The organism is Agrobacterium sp. CCNWLW155 (assembly GCF_036888815.1).
GTDB lineage: Bacteria > Pseudomonadota > Alphaproteobacteria > Rhizobiales > Rhizobiaceae > Agrobacterium > Agrobacterium radiobacter.
Map to the genome: position 1 here is coordinate 600,293 of NZ_JBAKFW010000002.1, position 19,046 is coordinate 619,338.

The following is a 19,046-nucleotide window of genomic DNA, read 5'->3' on the forward strand; positions in this document are numbered from 1 at the left end:
AACTCCGGCAGACCTCCAGCTGCCGGAACTGCTCCGAGCTGAAAAGTTTTCCCCGCAGGGTGATTTGCCAATAGCCCTGCCTTTGCCCGGTGTCAGGCCCCTCGGCCGCGCCGGGCTTTTTTAATGGCGGTGCAGCTTTAGTGCCAATGCCTCAATATTGATATTCCTCGAAGACCGGCAGCACCGAACCGCCCCAGCGGCCATTATAAAGCGCAAGCAGGTCTTCGGCGAGGGTGGTCTTCTTGGCCAGAACCTCATCCAGCGAGGACAGGAACACGGTCTCATCCTGGCCTTCGCCATTCAGGCGTTTGCGGTTTTTCAGGCCGGTGCGGGAAATGTCGAGCACCTCACGGGCGATGCCGAGGAGTGGCTTGCCGGCGATCTCTGCGGCCAGACCCTTAGCCGGTACGGCGTCGCGTAGCGCAATGACCTCATCGAAACTCCAGCCGGCCGTCAGTGCATCGGCAGCATCAAGCGCTTCCTGATCATAGAGAAGTCCGACCCAGAACGCCGGCAGGGCGCAGATGCGCCTCCACGGGCCGCCATCCGCACCGCGCATTTCGAGGAAGCGCTTCAGGCGCACATCCGGGAACAGGGTGGAAAGATGGTTCGTCCAGTCGCCCATTGTCGGCTGCCACTCGGCGATTTCGCCCTTTAGCGCGCCATTCATGAACTGACGGAAGGTGACATGGGTGCAATCGTGATATTTGCCGTCGCGCACGATGAAATACATCGGCACATCAAGCGCCCATTCCACATAGTCCTTGAAGCCGAAGTCATCTTTGAAGGTGAAGGGCAGCACGCCCGAGCGGCGATTGTCGGTGTCGCGCCAGATATCGCCGCGCCAGGAGAGCAGACCGTTCGGCTTGCCTTCGGTGAAGGGCGAAGAGGCAAAGAGCGCGGTTGCCAGCGACTGCAGCTTCATGGAAACACGCATCTTCTGGCGCATGTCAGCTTCGGAGGAGAAATCGAGATTAACCTGAATGGTGCAGGTGCGGTACATCATGTCGAGACCCTTGGTCCCGACCTTCGGCATATAGCGCGTCATAATCGCGTAACGCGATTTCGGCATATGCGGTGTTTCGTCATAGCTCCACAACGGGCTGCCGCCGATGCCAAGGAAACGAATTCCCATCGGCTCGGCCACTTCGCGCACGGTCGCCAGATGCTGGTTGGATTCCTTGCAGGTCTGATGCAGGTTTTCGAGCGGCGCGCCTGACAGTTCGAACTGGCCGCCCGGCTCGATGGAGATGGCCCCCATGCCGTGCTGTTCGCCAAGGCCGATGATGTTCTCGCCGTCCATGATCGGCTCCCAGCCGAGCTTTTCCTGCATGCCCTTCAAAAGGGCCGAAATGCTGGCTTTGCCGAAATAGGGAACGGGACTGTTATCCTTGCGGAAAAACGCGAATTTTTCGTGTTCGGTGCCGATGCGGAAATCGGCTTCAGCTTTGCAACCGCCTGCCAGATAATCTGTAAGCTCCGTGACGGAGGAGAGGGGTGTCTGGTCGGTCGTGTCGCGTGCCATGGCTTACCTTGTTATGACGTCTCTGTTGCGGCGAGGCATATGATTGGCAGATAGGGCCGGATCGTATCCGGAGGCAAATGAATTTCTTTTAAAGATGCATGAAGCGCAATGGTGCCTCTCAGTTCCAGTCGCCGATAACAGCCTGAATGACTGCAAGTGCGGCGACGGCGGCCGTATCGGCCCTCAGGATTCGCGGCCCGAGCGGAATGGGGGTGACGAAGGAAAGGCCGCGCAGAAGCTCCCGCTCCTCTTCGGAAAATCCGCCTTCCGGGCCGACCAGCAGGGCAATTTTGCGTTCCGTGACGGATTGCAGGATTGGCAACGGATTTTGCCCCGCATCGCCTTCGTCACAATAGATGATGCGCCGGTCGTGAGGCCAGGACTCGAGCATGTCCTTCAGTTTCACAGGTTCGGCCACGTCGGGCAGGGACAGTATGCCGCACTGCTCGGCCGCCTCGATGGCGTTGGCGCGCAGTTTTTCGGTGTTGTGAATCTTGCCCTGAACATGCTGCGTCATCACCGGCTGCAACAGGCCGGCGCCCATTTCCACCGCCTTCTGCACCACATAATCCATGCGCCCGACTTTCAGCGGTGCGAAAAGATAATGCAGGTCAGGTGCATCCGGCTGCGGACGTGTCTGCTCGAGGGGCACGAGAATGATCTTCTTGCGGCTCGGAAAGGAAAGTCTCGTTTTCCATTCGCCGTCACGCCCGTTGAACAGCAGGATTTCCGCGCCGTCGGTCATGCGCAGCACATTGGCGAGATAGTTGAACTGTTCGGTTGTTGCCTCCTGCGCGACGCCTTCGGCAAGGTTGGCTTCGATGTACAGGCGTTGCATCCGGAAATTAGCGCGCATGGGATTTTTCGGTTTCAGAGAAAGAGGAAGGACATGAGCCAATAGAGCAGCGCCGCAAGCGTTGCACTTAAGGGAACGGTGACCAGCCAGGCGGCGATGATCGTCATGAAGTGGGAGCGCCGGACAAGATAACGGCGGCGCACCTCCGAGGGATTGTCGGCATATTTTTGGGCGCGGCGGATTGTCTGGCCGGCTCCCGCCTGAACGAGCTCCTGCCGCCGCCGTGACGATTGCGTATACCATTCACGGAAGAAGCCAACGCCGAACACCGCGCCGATGGCGGTGTGGGTGGTGCTGACCGGCAGGCCGAAGCGCGATGCAACGAGGACAGTGAGCGCCGTGGCCACGGAAACGCAAAACGCGCGCATCGGATTGAGCTTGGTGATCTGTTCACCGACGAGGCGGATGAGGCGCGGGCCATAAAGAAGAATACCGCAGGAAAGCCCGAAGGCGCCGACCAGCATCACCCACAGCGGTGCGCGGGCGGAGGTGCTCACCGCCTCATCATGCAGGGCGCGCACGATGGCCACGACAGGGCCGATGGCGTTCGAAACGTCATTTGCCCCATGCGCGAAGGACATCAAGGCGGCGGCGAGAACGAGCGGCCATTGGAACAGGATTCGAAGCGACTGGTTGCGGTTCTCCAGCCCTTCCGATTGTTTGTGGATGATCGGCACACAAAGCCGCCACGCCACAAGCCCGGTCACCAGCCCTATGAGGCTGGCATGGCCAAGCGACACATGCATGAGCTGCCGCAATCCGACCCAGATGAGATAGGCCATGAAGACGCCCGCCATCAGGCCGATGAGAACCGGAACCCACAGCCGGGCCGAGCCGATCTTGTCCTCGCGGTAAATGATGAATTCCTTGATGAAAGCAAGGATGGCGACGGCGATGAAGGCGCTGATGAAGGGTGCGAGTACCCATGCGAAGGCGATGCTGCCGAGCGAAAGCCAGTCGACCGCTTTCGCCCCATAGGCGGCCATTCCGGCGCCCGCAACCCCGCCGACCACCGTATGGGTGGTGGAGATCGGCGCTCTTGTCCAGGTCGAGATATTGACGAGAAGGCCGGCGGCGAGAAGCGCCGACAGCATCGCCCAGGAAAAGGCGGTCCTGTCGGGGATGGTCTCGACGTTGATGATGCCGCTGGAAATGGTCTCCACGACATTGCCGCCGGTGATCAATGCCCCGGCAATCTCGCAGATGGCGGCGACGATGAGCGCAACGGCAAGCGGCATGGCCTTGGCGCCGACCGCCGGGCCGACATTGTTCGTCACGTCGTTCGCGCCGATATTGATGGCCATATAGGCGCCGATGGCGACGGCGGCGATGATGATGACGGCACCCGCGGTGCCCGTGACGAAAGCGCCTGCGAAGACAGCCGCGAGAACAACGAACATGAACCCCGCGCCAAGGCCGGCAAGCTGCTGCGTGACGTGCAGCGTCGCCTCCTCGACACGGGTGAACTTGTCGAGATCCTTGTCGAGCGTCGGCTTCATGTTTGATGGCGGCTTCGTTGCCATTCACACCTCGTTTGCCAGCATTCCCTTTCGTCCGGCAGCGTCGCAGGTTGAAGGCAATTTACAGAAAGACTGTTACATCTCGCACATCTTTCCAAAAGGAAAGACGATAAAAGCCATGTTGGAAAAACAAACTGCACATTGCCACATCAGGGGCGGGCGCGCTATTTCGAATGCGCCATCCGCTTGTCGAAAGCGAGCATAAGCGCCTTCAGTTCCGGCTCGTTGACGCGCTTGCCGGCTTCTTGCGGACTGACCCATTCCAAACGTCTCGATTCCTTCTCGGGAAAGCTTTCCTGCATTTCCGAAACTTCGAGCAGATGCACCTGCACCCTGCATGGCACGTTGACGCCGCTGTTCAGCTTTTTCTCGTAGTCGTAATAACCGAAGGGCGCCTTTTCCACCGTGCCTTTGACACCGGCTTCCTCATAGGCTTCCTGTTCGGCCACCGCATGGGCCTTCTTGTTGGCCATCGGCCAGCCCTTGGGAATGACCCATCGGCCCGTATCCCTGCTGGTCAGCAGTAAGACTTCCGGCCCCGGATTTTTTTTCGACAATCGATAGCACAGCGCCGCATATTGCTGTCGCGGCGGTCTGCGCAACATCAAGCCAACATCTGTCGCCAATCGATTCAAAATCTTCAATCCGAATAAATCCTCTTTGCCGGGTAGTGATAATTGCTAATATAGAGATGCCGCAGATTCCGCCAATCCCCCTTTACCCATAACCCACTACTGTCTTCATGCTGATGAAGCCTTTGGGCGCAGGGGATGTGGTAGATTTGCGAACAAAGTTCTGACCGGGCGGTTCCCCGCAGCCGGACAGCCGATGCGGTAATACTCTCTCTGCCTGCCTTCAAGCCATTCAGAATGCAAAGCCGCTATGAATTGTGGTCGGGGCTGCTTTAATCAGGGGTTATACCCCAGTGCCGGAGGCCCTCGACCACACCGTCCGCTTCTCTCGCAGCCGCGTGAAAAAAGCGTGTTTCCTGATGTGCCAGCGAGACAAGCTCCGGCAGGGCATTGCCGACGATCACGCCGCGAATATTCTTCAACTCGAACATCGCCCGATCATTGCCAGTATCGCCCGCAACCACTGATTCGTCGAGGCCGATGCGTAATTGTCCACATAACCATGTGAGCGCTGCGCCCTTGTCCGCGGCTTTCGGCAAGATGTCGAGGTCGCGATCGCTGGAATAGACGAGACGGGCGTCGATATCAGCCGCTACAAGCGCTGCTTCGATCTCCCCGAGCGCGGCGTCATCGGCGTCATGCAGGAACCAGCTCGATTTCAAGCCGTGCTGGTAACGCTCCTCCTGCATCGTCACACCGGGAATTCCGGCCATGACCTCGGTAATCTTCCGCGGGTCGAAACCGGTGCCGAGGGACTGTGTGTAGGCGCTTTCCAGTTCGCTTCGCTTTTTGGCGTGCAGCATCGTGCCGACGCCGCCGATGATGTAGTCCGGCTGCGGCAGCGGCACCTCTTCCAGGAGGGCAAGCTGGTCGTCGATCAGCCTGCCGCTGTTGAAAACGAGGAGGGGACGTTGCGCCTCCGGCAATGAGTGCCAGAAATCGCGAAACCGCCGAGTGGCGTCATTGTCGCCGACAACGGTTCCGTCGAGATCGGTGGAAAAAAGACGAAGCGGTTTCAATCGCCGTCATTCCATGGTTCGGCCCAGTCGGCTTCTTCCAGAACCGGCATCATGGTCCTGCCTTCCACAAGGGCGAGCAACTGCTGGGCAATGCCGGTCCAGGTGAACAGGCTGCGCGCCTTGTGTGCCCCCATGCGGGAAAGCCGCCCGTAAAGCCGCTCGTGCTTGAACGGCTTCATCATGGTGATGCCGAGGTCTTCCTTGTCGAAAGGATCGGCAAACAGCGCATGGCGGCCATAGCTCACGGCCCGGAACAACCCTCCATGGATGGTGACGACGGTTGGCGTGCCGCTCGCCATCGCCTCGATCGCGGTCATGCCGAACGGCTCATAGCGACTGGAAAGCACGAAAAGATCGGCAGCGCGATAGATATCCGGCAGGTCCTCGTCCGCGACATAACCGGAAAAGGCCACCTTGTCTTCCAGACCGAGCGCTTTCACCCGCTCCTTCAGCTGGTTGAGGATCGTGGTTTCCTGTTCGTCCATATTCTCACCGCCAACGGCGAGATGCAGACGGGCTTCAGGTTCGCGCTCCGCAAGAACGGAGAAGCCGTCGATCAGCAGATCATAACCCTTGTTGGTGGCGAGCCGCCCGAGCGCCAGCACCACCTTGCCCTCGAAGCCGAAACGCTGCCGGATCATCTGCCGCGTCGCATCCGAAACCGGGAAGAAACGGTTGTCGTCATAACCCGGCGGGATCATGTGGATATGCTTGCGTTTTTGCCCGTAATCCTCAATCAGCACGTCGAGCTGCACCGGCGTCGTGGCGATCACCATGTCGCAGCTGCGATAGATGATAAGCTCGTGCTGAATGCGTTCCCTGAAGTTGAATTCCAGTTCGAACGTATCGGCCTTTTCCGGATAGTCCGTCTCCATCTGGCGCTTTTTCCAGATGCCGAGCGAATGCGGCGTGTGCAGATGCGGGACTTTCAGCGCTTCGGAGAGCCGCTGCCCGGCCACGCCGGCGTCCCAGTAATGGCTGTTGATGAAAGAATAATTCAGGTCGTTCTTCTTGATGAAACGCAGCGCATTTTCGCACCATTCCATCAGGTGCCGGTGCAGATATTCCTTGGGAATGAAATCGCGTCCGCCGCAGGGAATGCGCACCACACGGACGCGCTCGTCAACCTCATCGAATTCCGGCTGGTCTTCGAAACGGCGGGTATAAAGATCGACGGTGTAGCCGAGCTGGCCGAGTTTGCGTGCAAGCTCAAGCACATAAACCACCTGTCCCCCGGTATCGGCCGCGCCAAGTGGCGGGTGCGCGGCGACATAGCCATGCGTCGATATGAGAGCTATCCGCGGATAGCGTTCAGTTTCGCTCGTGGTTGTCATGGGTCCCATCTTGGTAAATTTTTCCAATTAACCCGATAAAAAGACCGAAGAGCACAAAAGGTTCCATCAAAAATCGAATAAAATGGATGGCGCATTTCGCAAGATGGTGTTTTCAGCCGCTGCGCTGCTGCTGTCGCAAACGGGAAATCCGGTCCCATTCCCGCGCCTGATGGGCCTTGGATGTCGTCTCGACGATGAAGTCGATATGGGCTTCCGCCGCCGCCCTTGCCGCTGCCGGATTGCCGGCGGCGATGGCATCGTGGATGGCGATATGTTGCCTCAACACCTCGTCATGGGCGCCCGCGACGGTGAAGATGAGATGGCGATTATAGAAGATGTCGTCGCTCAGAAGCTTGTAGCAGGAGCGCAGCGTGTGCATCAGCACGATATTATGCGCTGCCTCGCCGATGGCATTGTGAAATTCCACATCGCCTGACAGTTCCTCTTCGAAGCGGCCCGCCTCATGCGCCTCACGCATTCGGTCGACGATGGCGGCAAGGTTGCGCCTGTCCGGTTCCGTCGCCCGCTGTGCGGCAAGTTCGGCGGTCATGCCTTCGATATAACGGCGATATTCGAGGAAATCCCGCGTCGCCCGGCTGTGGCGGGTAATCAGTGCGCTCAACGGGTCTGAAAAGACCGCGCCGACGATATCGGCGACATAGGTGCCGCCGCCATGCCTGCTCACGAGAAGGCCGCGGGTCTCAAGCTCTTTCAGTGCTTCCCGCAGGATCGGGCGCGAGACATCGAGCTTCTGCGCCAGTTCCCGTTCGCCCGGCAGCCGGTCGCCATCCCGCAAGATGCCGTCGAGGATCAGTTCCTCGAACCGCAGCACGACCTCCTGCGATGTGCGGCTGTGCTCGATGCGCGCAAAAAGCGTTTCGTCCATCGCAGAAGTCTCCGGCGAGATGCCGCCCCGTATTTGATGCCGGGCAAAGTACCAGCGAAGCGTCGCACTGGTCAAATATTCTATCCAGTTCTCCGCCTGGCCGTGTCATGCCTGCGGCAACACGGCATCTGCCTTTTGAAACTGGCTTTTGTTAAAGCAGCAGCTGGACAGGGTGATGATGGCGGATTTTTCCGCCAGATGGATCAAAACAATTACATCGGCTTCGATTGCGGTGTTTTCATTGTGATCGATGGCTTAGAAATCCGGGACAAGAAGCGGGGACGATATCGCAATGGCCAAGGGTAGATTTGCATTCGCAAGCGCGCCGGAAAGGTCGCTGGCTCTGGGTGAGGTGCATGCGCGGCCGACCGTGCTGCTTGCCCCATCGCGCATCATCATCCAGCTCGCCTTCATGATGGATGGCGGCTCGGCCGTGCATCACTCGGTCATCGCGGAAATGTCGCGCAGCCGTGGTGTCGCACCACCGGAACGAGATGCCCGCCACCATGCAATGCCCTGGGGGCAGGGGACGCTTCGCTGGGAGCGGCATACCGAGTTCTCGACCTGGTTCTGGGATGGCCCCGCACCGGAAAAATTTGGCGGCGAAATCGCGGGCGATCCCTTCGGCGACGGCTTTTCGCCACCCGGCTCGCTAATCTCGGGCGTGCGGCTGGAAATCCGTCCTGAGAACGGTGTCACCTCCCAGGCGGAAGCGATGTTCGAACCGACCAGCCTCTGTCACAGCGATGTGCGCGACGGGCAGGCCGCTATCCTCACCGATTTCCGCCAGGATCGCGATGGGCTGACGCAGATATTGGTGATCGACCGGGGCCTCACCGATTACAGCCGCGGCGCGCTGGTGCAGCGGCTGCTGGATATCGAGACCTACCGCACGCTCGCCATGCTGGGCCTGCCGATGGCGCAGACGCTGTCGCCGGAAATCCGCCGCATCGAGGATGGTCTGACCGGCATCACCCAGCGCATGAAAAACGGTGCGCGCGACGAGGCCGATGCGCTGCTGGCGGAGATGACCCGGCTTGCGGCGGAACTCGAAGCCAATGCCGCGCTCAGCCTCTATCGTTTCGGCGCCAGCCGCGCCTATGACGGCATCGTGCGCGAACGCATCCGGGCGCTGGCGGAAACGCCGGTGCAGGGCCATGAGACCATGGGCAGCTTTCTGGAACGGCGCATGGCGCCCGCCATGCGCACCTGCCAGTCGGTGGAGGAGCGGCAGGCCAACCTGTCGCGCAAGCTCTATCGCGCCACGGCTCTGGTTCGAAGCTGGATCGATGTGGAACTGGAGCGGCAGAACACGGTGTTGCTCAACACCATGAACAAGCGCGCCGCCATGCAGCTTCGCCTGCAGCAGACGGTCGAAGGCCTCTCGGTCGCTGCCATCTCCTATTATGTCGTCGGCCTCATCGGTTATCTCACCAAGGCGATCAGCCATGATGTGCTTCCGGTTGATCCGGCCGTGGTCACCGGTATCTCCGTTCCCTTCGCCGTGCTTGGCGTGTGGTGGGTCGTGCGCCGCATCCGCCGGTCCCATGCAGAGGGCGGGCATTAAGGGGCAACCCAGTCTCCCTCATTACTGTGCCCGTCACAGGAATCCAGCCAACGCGCGTCTGCGCGGCGGAGAGAATCCTTTCAGCCCAAGGACTTGGGCTGGGTGGATCCCTGTGACGAGCACAGGCGTGAGGGAGGAGAGGTGGTGCTGATACGGCCTCGCCGCCTTAGCCTTGTTCCCAGTAGGGTGAAGGCCCATAAAGCCCGGCCAGATAATCGATGAACAGCCGCACCTTCGCGGGTAGGAACTGCCGGCTCGGATAAACCGCCGACAGCGTGACATTGCGCGATCCCTCATAACCGGGCAGCACTTGTACCAGCTTCCCGCTGCGCAATTCATGGCCGATATCCCAGGTGGAACGCAGCGCAATGCCAAGTCCTGATATCACCGCCTCGCGGATCACTTCGCTCGAATTGGTGACCAGCATTCCCTCCGGCCGGATGCTGAGCGCACCGCCCGGCCCCTCCAGTCGCCACACGTCGTTATTGTGCGCCGGCAGGCAGCGGTGTTTCTTCAGATCCTCGATTGTCGCCGGCATGCCGTGGGCCGCCACATAGTCCGCCGAGGCGCAGAGCACGCGGCGCACCGGCGCCAGACGGCGGGCGACGAGGCTGGAGGAGTTGAGATCGGCAATACGGATAGCCAGGTCGTAACCACCCTCGATGATATCGATGAACTCGTCGCTGAGCACCAGATGGACCGAGAGGTCCGGATGCCGCTCCATGAATGTCTTCAGATGCGGCGCGATATGCATGCGCCCGAAGGAGGTGGGTGCGGAAACCTTCAGTGTGCCGTTGACGGTGTTGGCGCGGCCGGAGACGAAATCCTCCGCTTCCTCCAGCCCTTCCAGTACGGCCAGCACTCGCTCGTAAAAGCCCTGTCCCGCTTCGGTCAAAGAAATCTGCCGCGTGGTGCGCTGGAAAAGTCGTGCGCCGAGCTTTTCTTCCAGCCGCTTGATGCGCTTGGAAATGACGGCGGGCGAATAGCCAAGCTCCTTGGCGGCGAGCGACATGCTGCCGGAGGCGGCAACGCTTGCGAAGACTTCCAGATCGCCCAGATTTGTCATAGTTGCCCTTGATTATTTCCAGAATGGAAAAAATCCATATCATTTGATTGCGCCGTTTCAAAGTGGTAAAGAAACAATACCAGTTGGTGAAATGGCATGGAGGAGGGGCGGTGACACAGCCGATAAAGTTTCTGGAGCCGCGCGCGAAGGTGGTCGCAGATCGCGACCGCATCATAGCTGATCTCAAGGATATTCTGCCGGCGGACTGTCTTGTGCACGAGCCGCGCGAACTCGTGCCTTTCGAAACCGATGCCTTTGTCTCTTATCGCCGCCTGCCGCTTGCCGTGGCGCTGCCGAAGACGACCGAGGACGTGGCGGCGGTGATGAAATATTGTCATCGCTACGGCATTCCGGTCGTGCCGCGCGGCGCCGGCACCTCGCTCTCCGGCGGGGCGATCCCGCAGGAGGATGCGGTGGTGATCGGCCTTTCGAAGATGAGCGCGATCCTTGAGCTTGATTTTTACAATCGCACGGCGCGGGTGCAGGCGGGAGTTACCAATCTCTCCATTTCCGATGCGGCCGGCGCTGAAGGCTTCTTTTATGCGCCTGATCCCAGTTCGCAGCTGGCCTGCACCATCGGCGGCAATATCGGCATGAATTCCGGCGGCGCGCATTGCCTGAAATATGGCGTCACCACCAATAATCTGCTCGGCGTGAAAATGGTGCTGGTGGATGGCACTGTTCTCGAATTGGGTGGCAAATATCTCGATGCCAGCGGTTACGACCTGCTCGCCCTCGTCTGCGGCTCGGAAGGCCAGCTCGGCATCGTCACCGAGGCGACGGTACGGCTGATCGCCAAGCCGGAAGGCGCGCGCCCGGTGCTGTTCGGTTTCGAAACCTCGGAAGAAGCGGGTTCATGCGTGGCCGATATCATCGGTGCGGGCATCATCCCTGTTGCCATTGAGTTCATGGACAAGCCGGCCATCGAGATCTGCGAGGCCTTCGCCAAAGCGGGATATCCGCTGGATGTCGGCGCGCTTCTGATCGTGGAGGTCGAAGGCTCCGAGGCGGAAATGGACGCCATGCTTGCCGATATCGTCACCATTGCCCGAAAACATGGCGTGAAGACGGTGAAGGAATGCCAGTCGGCCATGGAGGCTGCGGCGATCTGGAAAGGCCGCAAATCCGCCTTCGGCGCAACGGGCCGCATCGCGGATTATATCTGCATGGATGGCACGGTGCCGCTTTCCCAGCTTTCTTATGTGCTGAAAAAGACGAGCGAGATCACCGACCGTCTCGGCCTGCGCGTCGCAAACGTTTTCCATGCCGGTGATGGCAACATGCATCCGCTCATCCTGTTCAATGCCAATGATCCTGAAGACGCGGCCCGCGCGGAAGAGGCAGGCAATGAAATATTGAAGCTCTGTGTGGATGCGGGTGGCTGTTTGACCGGCGAGCATGGTGTGGGCATCGAAAAACGCGATCTGATGCGCCACCAATATGGTGAGGCCGATCTTGCCCAGCAGATGGCGGTGCGGGCGGCTTTTGACGAGGGTTGGTTGATGAACCCTTCCAAGGTGTTTCCGCTGGAGGGGAGGGGATGATGGGTTTGAGTTTTATGGTCTCTGTGGGTACGGCTCACCCCCCTCTGCCCTGCCGGGCATCTCCCCCTCAAGGGGGGAGATCGGCAAGACGCCCGCGCATCGCTTCATTCGCAGCGTTCGAGAGTGGAGTGAGAGATCGCCTCGATTCGATCTCCCCCCTTGAGGGGGAGATACCCGGCAGGGCAGAGGGGGGTATCCCTTGCGCAAACTTCGCTGTCCCATGCCCGGAGCCCGCAACCCGATGCTGACGCCGTACGCAGAAACCCAGGTCGCCGATATCATCCGCGACCACGCGACCCGAAGAATCCCGTTGAAAATCTTCGGCGGCAATACCCGCTCCGGTTTCGGCAATGCCGTGGCGGCGGAAACCGGGCTGAGCTCCCGCGCAATGGCTGGCATCGTTTCCTACGTCCCCGCCGAAATGGTCATGACCGTCAGGGCCGGCACGCCACTTGCCACCATCGAAGCCGCCCTTGCACAAAACCGGCAGATGATGGCCTTCGAGCCGATGGACCACCGCCCGATCATGGGCACAGAAGGTGAGCCGACCATCGGCGGCGTCTTTGCCGCAAATGTTTCCGGCCCGCGCCGTTATGTGGCGGGTGCCGCCCGCGACAGCCTGCTCGGCATCCGTTTCGTCAATGGCAGCGGCGAGATCATCAAGGCCGGCGGCCGGGTGATGAAGAATGTCACCGGGCTCGACCTGTCGAAGTTCCTTGCCGGATCTTTCGGCACGCTCGGTTTTCTCACGGAGGTGACTTTCCGCGTATTGCCGAAACCGCCTGCGGAAAAAACCGTGGTCGTTTCCGGTCTCGACGATGAGGCGGCGACACGCATCATGGCCGCGGCGATGGCGCTGAGCGTCGAGGTCTCCGGAGCGGCGCATCTGCCGGAAAGCGTGCGTTCCCGCTTCATCGATGGCAACCTGCCGGAAGGTCCGGCGACAATTCTGCGGCTGGAAGGGCTGCCCGCCTCGGTGGAAGCGCGCGCCCGCAAGCTCCTCTCCGTCATGGACCGGGTCGGGCCATGGGCGCTGCTGGAGGGCGAAGAGAGCGGGCTTTTATGGCGGCAGGTGCGTGATGTCGCGCCCTATGCCGGTCAGAATACCAAGCCGCTGTGGAAAGTCTCCGTTGCACCTGCCGCCGGCCACCGACTCGTCGCTGCGCTGCGCATGGAAGCGGGCATCGATGCCTTTTATGACTGGCAGGGTGGTCTTGTCTGGATGCAGATGGAGGCGGACCCGGAGGCCGCTTTGCTGCGCGGCGCTATCAAGGCGCTGGGCGGCGGCCATGCCACGCTGGTGAGGGCAAGCGATGCCGTGCGCGCCACTGTGGCGGCCTTCGAACCGCGCCCGGCGGAGGAGGCCATCCTGTCTGCACGTATCAGGGAAAAACTCGATCCGGCGGGCATCTTTAATCCCGGCAAGATGGCCGTAACGATGCAAAGGGCGGTCTGAACCATGCAAACATCCTTCACGCCGCAGCAACTGGCCGATCCGCATGTGGCGGAATCCGAAAAAATCCTGCGCAAATGCGTGCATTGCGGTTTCTGCACTGCCACCTGTCCCACCTACGTGACACTCGGCAACGAGCTGGACAGCCCGCGCGGCCGTATTTACCTCATCAAGGACATGCTGGAAAACAGCCGCCCGGCCGACCGTGAGGTCGTCACCCATATCGACCGCTGTCTTTCCTGTCTTGCCTGCACCACCACCTGTCCCTCCGGCGTGGATTACATGCATCTGGTTGATCATGCCCGCGCCCACATCGAACAGACGTACAAGCGCCCGTTCATGGATCGGCTGATCCGCAATCTTCTGGTCGCGGTTCTGCCCCATCCCACCCGTTTCCGGCTGGCCTTGCAGCTGGCAAGGCTGGCGCGGCCTTTCGCGGGCCTGCTTGCCAAAGCCCCGGCGCTAAAACCGCTGCAATCCATGCTCGCTCTCGCCCCCGCTGCTGTTCCTGCGGCCTCCGCCTCCACCCGTCCGGGAGAAAGACCGGCCGAGGGCGAAAAGCGCGGGCGCGTCGCCATCCTTACCGGCTGCGCCCAGCCGGTGCTCGACCCCGGTATCAATGAGGCAACGCTGAGGCTTCTCGCGCGGCTCGGCATTGAGGTTGTGGTGCCGAAGGGCGAGGGCTGCTGCGGCTCGCTGGTGCATCATATGGGCCGGGAGGAAGAGGCGCTCGCTCAAGCAAGGCGTAATGTCGATGTCTGGACCCGGGAGATGGAAAATGGCGGCCTTGACGCTATCATCATCACCGCGTCGGGTTGCGGCACCACCATCAAGGATTACGGCCACATGCTGCGGCTTGATCCCGCCTATGCGGAAAAAGCCGCGCGGGTTTCGGCGCTGGCGAAGGACATCACCGAATATCTCGCCCGTCTCGATCTGCCGCAAAGGCAGAGCCAGGGCCTGACGGTTGCCTATCATTCCGCCTGCTCCATGCAGCACGGCCAGAAGATAACGCTCGCACCGAAACAGCTGCTGAAGGCGGCGGGTTTCATAGTGCGTGATCCGGCGGAGGGGCATCTGTGCTGCGGCTCAGCAGGGACCTACAACATCCTGCAGCCGGAGATTTCCGGCAAGCTGAAGGCCCGCAAGGTGAAGAACATCGAGGCCACACGGGCGGATGTCATCGCCACCGGCAATATCGGCTGCATCACGCAGATCGGAACCGGCACTGATATGCCGATCCTGCATACGGTGGAACTGCTGGACTGGGCTTATGGCGGGCCGAAACCGGCGAGGCTTTCGGTTTAGTGCGCCGTTTGCCGATAAGGCAGCGATCCGGAATGACGGCGCGTGACGACAGGTCGGGGCCGGTGCGCCTTTCGGAGGCTTCTCCTCATCCCTGTGCTTGTCACAGGGATCCAGCCAGCCCAAGGACTTGGGCTGAAAGGACTCTCCCCGCCGCGCAGACGCGCGCGACGGCTGGATTCCTGTGGCGAGCACAGGAATGAGGGAAGAGGGTGGTTACTCCGATACTAGAACTTATACGCCACGCCGAAATTCACCGCATTGGTAATGATGTCGGTCTTCAACGAGCCGCCATTGTCGATATCGACGTCGACGAAGGAATAGGTGCCCTTATATTCCACGAAGGTCGACCAATTGTCGGTGATGCGGTAGCTGAGGCCGGCCTGCGCCTGCAGGGTTGCGCCGCCGAACTGGTATTCGAAGGTCTTGCCCGAGGGACGATATACTTCCACATGCGGCACGTTGATGCCGACGCCGGCGCCGACGTAAGGGGTGATCGGCAGGGATTCCAGCGGAAAGCGGTAGAGCGCGTTCAGCGTCAAAAGGTTCAGGCCGTCGGTGAATTCGAAATGCGACCAGCCGGAACGGGCAAGCGTCTGGTCGTCGGCATAGACCTTGTCATGGGTGAAATCGAGCGAAATACCGAAATTCCGGAGCTGGCCTTCATCAAACCAGTAGGTGCCGCGCACGCCCCAATAGGGCGGGTTGGAAAAGGACTTGCCTTCCCATCCGGCCCGGAAATCCGGCCCGTCGGAAACCTTCACATCGCTGTGCGGCGCGCTTTGCCAGCCGCCGTAACCGGAAATTTCAAATTCGCCCGCTATTGCGGCAGAGAAGGAAACGCCGCTGCAGAGCAGGGCGCAAACAAATAAAGTATGGCGCGACATGAAGTGAATCCAGATTGATATCAGTAATTCACCAAAGCGTTTTTTGATAACATTTGAATGACAGAAACGAAAAACGGGCGGTCTATTGACCACCCGTTTTAAGGCCGTTCCGTCATCCCCCTGAGAGAGGTCCGGCGCCTGGCGTCCCCCGCCAAGTTTCAATTTCATTGAAGTGAGCCGGATTGTACCGCTGCAAGGCGGCAATTCAAGCGGATACGCCGCCATTCCGGCCCTGCAGCGGCCGGAATGACTGAACCGTTGCCATCATATCACTATGACCCTGGTTCCCACATTCACGCGCTCGTAAAGATCGGTGACATCCTCGTTGCGCATGCGGATGCAGCCGGAGGAATTGTTGCTGCCGATCGTCCAGGGCTGGTTGGTGCCGTGAATGCGGTAAAGAGTCGAGCCGAGATACATGGCGCGCGCGCCCATCGGGTTGGCCGGACCGCCTTCCATGAAAGCCGGCAGGTAATGTCCCTTGGCCGCCTCGCGGGTGATCATTTCCTTCGGCGGGGTCCAGCTCGGCCACTCCGCCTTGCGGGTCACCTTGTGGGTTCCGGCCCATTCGAAACCGGGCTTGCCGACGCCGACGCCGTAACGCCGGGCCTTGCCATCGGCGAGCACGAGATAGAGGAAGCGGTTCGGCGTATCGATGACGATGGTGCCGGGCTTCTCAGCGGTGTCATAGTTCACGATCTGCGGCAGGAATTGCGGCGCGATCTGGGTGCGCACCGGTGCGTTCGGGCGGACGGCGGCATTCTGCACCCGTGCCGGGCGCTGCGATGTGACGCCGGAGCTGGGTCGCTGCGGCATGGCGGCCGCCTGGCGCTGCTGGAACAGCGGCTGGCGTGCGGCAGGTGCGCGCGGATAGACCACGGGTCGGACATTGCCGCGGCCACCGAGCTGGGTTACCCAGGGGGCGGAAAGGTCCGGGCTGACGACGACGGGCGGACGCTCGCGATAACGCTCATTGGCCATGGCGGCCGGGACGGCGAGGGTGGAAACGAGGCTCAGCGCCAGAAAAACGGACTTCATCGGCATCGGGTGGACTCTCTCTGCGGGATGTCGCAACTATGAATTTGCGGGACTGTTCGCCCGCTTTGCCGGACACGTTCGCACCTCGACGCCAGCGAATCGTAAATGGCTGTTCATTAAAAAGCGCTTGATTAGGGAAAGCTGGATTTAAGGTTAGCGCCCGGTTTTGAAACGTGGTGAATGAGTGGTAAGCGCGCAGGTTCACACCGCTTGCGGGCGGTAGCGAAAGGGATTGTCGGCACAATGAGCGAAGCGGGACTTGAAACGGGCGCGGATGGCCTTGTGCGGTGTTTCTGGCAGCAGGGGCTGGAAGATTACAGCCGTTATCACGACGAGGAATGGGGTTATCCCGTCACCGATGATCGCCGCCTGTTCGAGAAGATCTGTCTGGAAGGTTTTCAGTCCGGCCTTTCCTGGCTGACGGTTCTGCGCAAGCGCGAGGCTTTCCGTCTTGCCTTCGCCAATTTCGAATTCGAAAAGGTGGCTGAGTTCGGCGAGGCCGATATCGAGCGCTGCCTTGCCGACAAGGGCATTATCCGCCATCGCGGCAAGATCGTTTCGACCATCAACAATGCCCGCCGCGCCGTGGCGCTGCGCGACGAATTCGGTTCGCTCGCGCGTTATTTCTGGGGTTTCGAACCCGCTGCCGCAGAAAGGCCGCAAAGGCTCGACTATGCGACGTTAAGGGCTAACCCCACCAGCGCCGCCTCCACTCGTCTTTCCAAGGATCTGAAGAAGCGGGGCTGGACTTTCGTCGGCCCGACGACCGTCTATGCATTCATGCAGGCCATGGGTATGGTCAACGATCATATCGAAGGCTGTCATTGCCGCCAGCCGATAGAGGTCATGCGGCGGGAGTTTGTACGTCCATGAAGGTAACCTCCCTTCTCCTGGCTCTCACCATGGCCGTGGCCGCCGTGCCGCATTCCTCCTTCGCCGAAGAAGGCCGCAATGTCGACGGCATCTGGCTGGATGACGGCGAAAGGCTGAAGGAAGTGGCGCTGCCGCCGGCCGGCCCGCTGAAGCTTGACGGCTGGACGCGGCGCGGGCGCGGCGATGTCTATCGCCTGAAGGTGAAGGCCGGGCAGACGGTGAAGATCGAGCTTGCCGCCTCCAGCGAATTCGTCCTGATGGCGGTCTTCGATTTTTCGACGCCGGATGAGGACGCGATCTTCTTCAGCGATTCCGAAGGCAAGGTCGCGACGCTGACGCCGAAGGCGGATACGGAATGGCTGATCCGCCCGACGCTTATTCTGGGATCACCGCGCCGTGGGCTGGGCGCGCACTACACGTTGACGGTCAGCACCGGAAAATAACGGCCCGCCTTTTGCTCAGGCCGCCTGGGTCAGCACAATCAGTCCAAAACTCAGAACACAGAGCAGCACGAGCGACAGGCTGGCGGCGATGATGACCTTGCCGCCGGCATGGCGCAGGCTGCGGATATCGACCGAAAGGCCCAAAGCCGCCATCGACATGATGGTGAGGATGTTGGAGAGCGAGGCAACGGGGCCGATAAGAGCCTCGGGAATGAGTCCGAAGGACCGGGCCATGATCATCAGCACGAAGCCGATGATGAACCACGGAACCATCTGCTGCAGCTTCAGGCGTCCCTTGTCGGACCGGCCGTGGATGACGGAGAGGGCAGCGATCACAGGCCCCAGCATCAAAACGCGGATGAGCTTGACGATGGTGCCGGTCTGCACGGCGATCGCGCCGAGGGGGGCGGTGGCCGCCAGAACCTGCGGCACGGCATAGACCGTCAGGCCGGCGAAAATGCCGTATTGGGTGGCATCGAGACCCAAAAGCTGCGGCAGGAACGGCATCAGCAGAACGGCGGCGACACCGAGAACCGCGGTAAAGGCAATCGAGGCGGCAACATCTTCCGGCTTGGCGCCAATGGCGGGCGCTGCGGCGGCAATGGCGGAATTGCCGCAGATGGAGTTGCCGCAGGCAATCAGCGTCGCGAGCTTGGGCGGCAGGCCCAGCATTCGTCCGGCCGCGTAGCTCACGACCAGCGACAGCGCGACGATCAGCGCAATGCCGCCGATCAGCAAGCCGCCTGCGCCTTTGAGAATGGAAAGGCTCAGGGATGCGCCAAGAAGCGCCACCGCGATTTCGAGCAGCGTCTTGGCGCTGAACTTTATACCGGCCGAAGCGACGGCAGGCAGAGACACCAGCGAACGCAGCAGCGTGCCGATCAGAATGGCGAGCACAAGATCGCCAAGCCATGCGTGGCCCGCAAGCCGCACCTGAAAGCGCTCCGCCAGAATGGCGGCGCAGCTGACCGCCGCGCAGATGAGAATTCCCGGCAGAAGCGGGGTAAGCCAGCGGAGCGAAAACTGAAAGGGATGAACGAGGGTGCGATGTTGTGCCATGGCCAGACAATGCCGCAGCCGCCTGTTTTATTCTATCAA

Annotated in this window: 18 protein-coding genes; 7 read left to right on the plus strand and 11 right to left on the minus strand. The window is 60.7% G+C overall.

Features of this window, described 5'->3' with window-relative positions; translation table 11 throughout:
* Positions 1-151: 151 nt before the first annotated feature.
* The 7 genes from V6S97_RS11450 to V6S97_RS11480 form a co-directional block, all read right to left on the minus strand.
* Complete coding sequence (locus tag V6S97_RS11450; protein ID WP_334426821.1) at positions 152-1,525, minus strand: glutamate--cysteine ligase; 1,374 nt, start codon at positions 1,523-1,525, stop codon at positions 152-154.
* 118 nt (positions 1,526-1,643) lie between these two features.
* On the minus strand, positions 1,644-2,381 hold the full coding sequence (locus V6S97_RS11455) for a 16S rRNA (uracil(1498)-N(3))-methyltransferase (protein ID WP_003503215.1): 738 nt from the start codon (positions 2,379-2,381) through the stop codon (positions 1,644-1,646).
* A 14-nt stretch (positions 2,382-2,395) separates the two neighbouring features.
* The gene (locus tag V6S97_RS11460) at positions 2,396-3,904 is read right to left on the minus strand and encodes an inorganic phosphate transporter (RefSeq protein ID WP_060726040.1); all 1,509 of its coding nucleotides are present in this window, start codon (positions 3,902-3,904) and stop codon (positions 2,396-2,398) included.
* Between the two features lie 161 nt (positions 3,905-4,065).
* A complete protein-coding gene (locus V6S97_RS11465) occupies positions 4,066-4,506 on the minus strand; it encodes an NUDIX hydrolase (protein WP_035212549.1) in 441 nt (146 codons plus the stop codon).
* Between the two features lie 299 nt (positions 4,507-4,805).
* Positions 4,806-5,552: an HAD family hydrolase gene (locus tag V6S97_RS11470; RefSeq protein ID WP_334426824.1), complete on the minus strand. Its 747-nt coding sequence runs from the start codon at positions 5,550-5,552 to the stop codon at positions 4,806-4,808.
* Positions 5,549-6,895: a glycosyltransferase family 4 protein gene (locus V6S97_RS11475; RefSeq protein ID WP_161974008.1), complete on the minus strand. Its 1,347-nt coding sequence runs from the start codon at positions 6,893-6,895 to the stop codon at positions 5,549-5,551. Before V6S97_RS11475 ends, V6S97_RS11470 begins: the two co-directional genes overlap by 4 nt.
* A 103-nt stretch (positions 6,896-6,998) precedes the next feature.
* On the minus strand, positions 6,999-7,772 hold the full coding sequence (locus V6S97_RS11480; RefSeq protein WP_060722944.1) for a FadR/GntR family transcriptional regulator: 774 nt from the start codon (positions 7,770-7,772) through the stop codon (positions 6,999-7,001).
* 36 nt (positions 7,773-7,808) lie between these two features.
* On the opposite strand from V6S97_RS11480, the gene V6S97_RS11485 reads away from it, so the two are divergent.
* Together V6S97_RS11485 and V6S97_RS11490 are read left to right on the plus strand one after the other, a co-directional pair.
* Positions 7,809-8,078: a hypothetical protein gene (locus tag V6S97_RS11485; RefSeq protein WP_080865866.1), complete on the plus strand. Its 270-nt coding sequence runs from the start codon at positions 7,809-7,811 to the stop codon at positions 8,076-8,078.
* Positions 8,065-9,339, plus strand: a complete 1,275-nt coding sequence (locus V6S97_RS11490; protein WP_003503204.1) for a DUF3422 family protein — start codon at positions 8,065-8,067, stop codon at positions 9,337-9,339. The genes V6S97_RS11485 and V6S97_RS11490 overlap by 14 nt, the downstream gene beginning before the upstream one ends.
* A gap of 166 nt (positions 9,340-9,505) precedes the next feature.
* Here the strand turns inward: V6S97_RS11490 and V6S97_RS11495 are convergent, their stop codons facing one another.
* A complete protein-coding gene (locus V6S97_RS11495) occupies positions 9,506-10,405 on the minus strand; it encodes a LysR family transcriptional regulator (protein WP_003503202.1) in 900 nt (299 codons plus the stop codon).
* Between the two features lie 110 nt (positions 10,406-10,515).
* On the opposite strand from V6S97_RS11495, the gene V6S97_RS11500 reads away from it, so the two are divergent.
* The 3 genes from V6S97_RS11500 (at position 10,516) to glcF (ending at position 14,710) form a co-directional block, all read left to right on the plus strand.
* On the plus strand, positions 10,516-11,949 hold the full coding sequence (locus V6S97_RS11500; protein WP_111794375.1) for an FAD-linked oxidase C-terminal domain-containing protein: 1,434 nt from the start codon (positions 10,516-10,518) through the stop codon (positions 11,947-11,949).
* A gap of 241 nt (positions 11,950-12,190) precedes the next feature.
* Entirely contained in the window at positions 12,191-13,405 is a 1,215-nt protein-coding gene (gene glcE, locus V6S97_RS11505) for a glycolate oxidase subunit GlcE (protein WP_111794396.1), read from the plus strand.
* Positions 13,406-13,408: 3 nt separating this feature from the next.
* Positions 13,409-14,710, plus strand: a complete 1,302-nt coding sequence (gene glcF, locus V6S97_RS11510) for a glycolate oxidase subunit GlcF (RefSeq protein WP_112295385.1) — start codon at positions 13,409-13,411, stop codon at positions 14,708-14,710.
* A 224-nt stretch (positions 14,711-14,934) separates the two neighbouring features.
* Here glcF and V6S97_RS11515 read toward each other — a convergent pair whose 3' ends face one another.
* Positions 14,935-15,594 carry an outer membrane beta-barrel protein gene (locus V6S97_RS11515; RefSeq protein ID WP_003503198.1) on the minus strand — a complete coding sequence of 220 codons (660 nt, stop codon included), beginning with the start codon at positions 15,592-15,594 and terminating at the stop codon, positions 14,935-14,937.
* A 264-nt stretch (positions 15,595-15,858) separates the two neighbouring features.
* Positions 15,859-16,638: a L,D-transpeptidase gene (locus tag V6S97_RS11520; protein WP_003503197.1), complete on the minus strand. Its 780-nt coding sequence runs from the start codon at positions 16,636-16,638 to the stop codon at positions 15,859-15,861.
* Between the two features lie 237 nt (positions 16,639-16,875).
* On the opposite strand from V6S97_RS11520, the gene V6S97_RS11525 reads away from it, so the two are divergent.
* Positions 16,876-17,505: a DNA-3-methyladenine glycosylase I gene (locus V6S97_RS11525; protein WP_020010519.1), complete on the plus strand. Its 630-nt coding sequence runs from the start codon at positions 16,876-16,878 to the stop codon at positions 17,503-17,505.
* Positions 17,502-17,948, plus strand: a complete 447-nt coding sequence (locus V6S97_RS11530; protein WP_080865875.1) for a hypothetical protein — start codon at positions 17,502-17,504, stop codon at positions 17,946-17,948. Before V6S97_RS11525 ends, V6S97_RS11530 begins: the two co-directional genes overlap by 4 nt.
* 15 nt (positions 17,949-17,963) lie before the next feature.
* On the opposite strand, the gene V6S97_RS11535 is transcribed toward V6S97_RS11530, so the two are convergent.
* Positions 17,964-19,007, minus strand: coding sequence for a YeiH family protein (locus V6S97_RS11535; protein ID WP_060726048.1), 1,044 nt, complete (start codon positions 19,005-19,007; stop codon positions 17,964-17,966).
* Between the last annotated feature and the right edge of the window lie 39 nt (positions 19,008-19,046).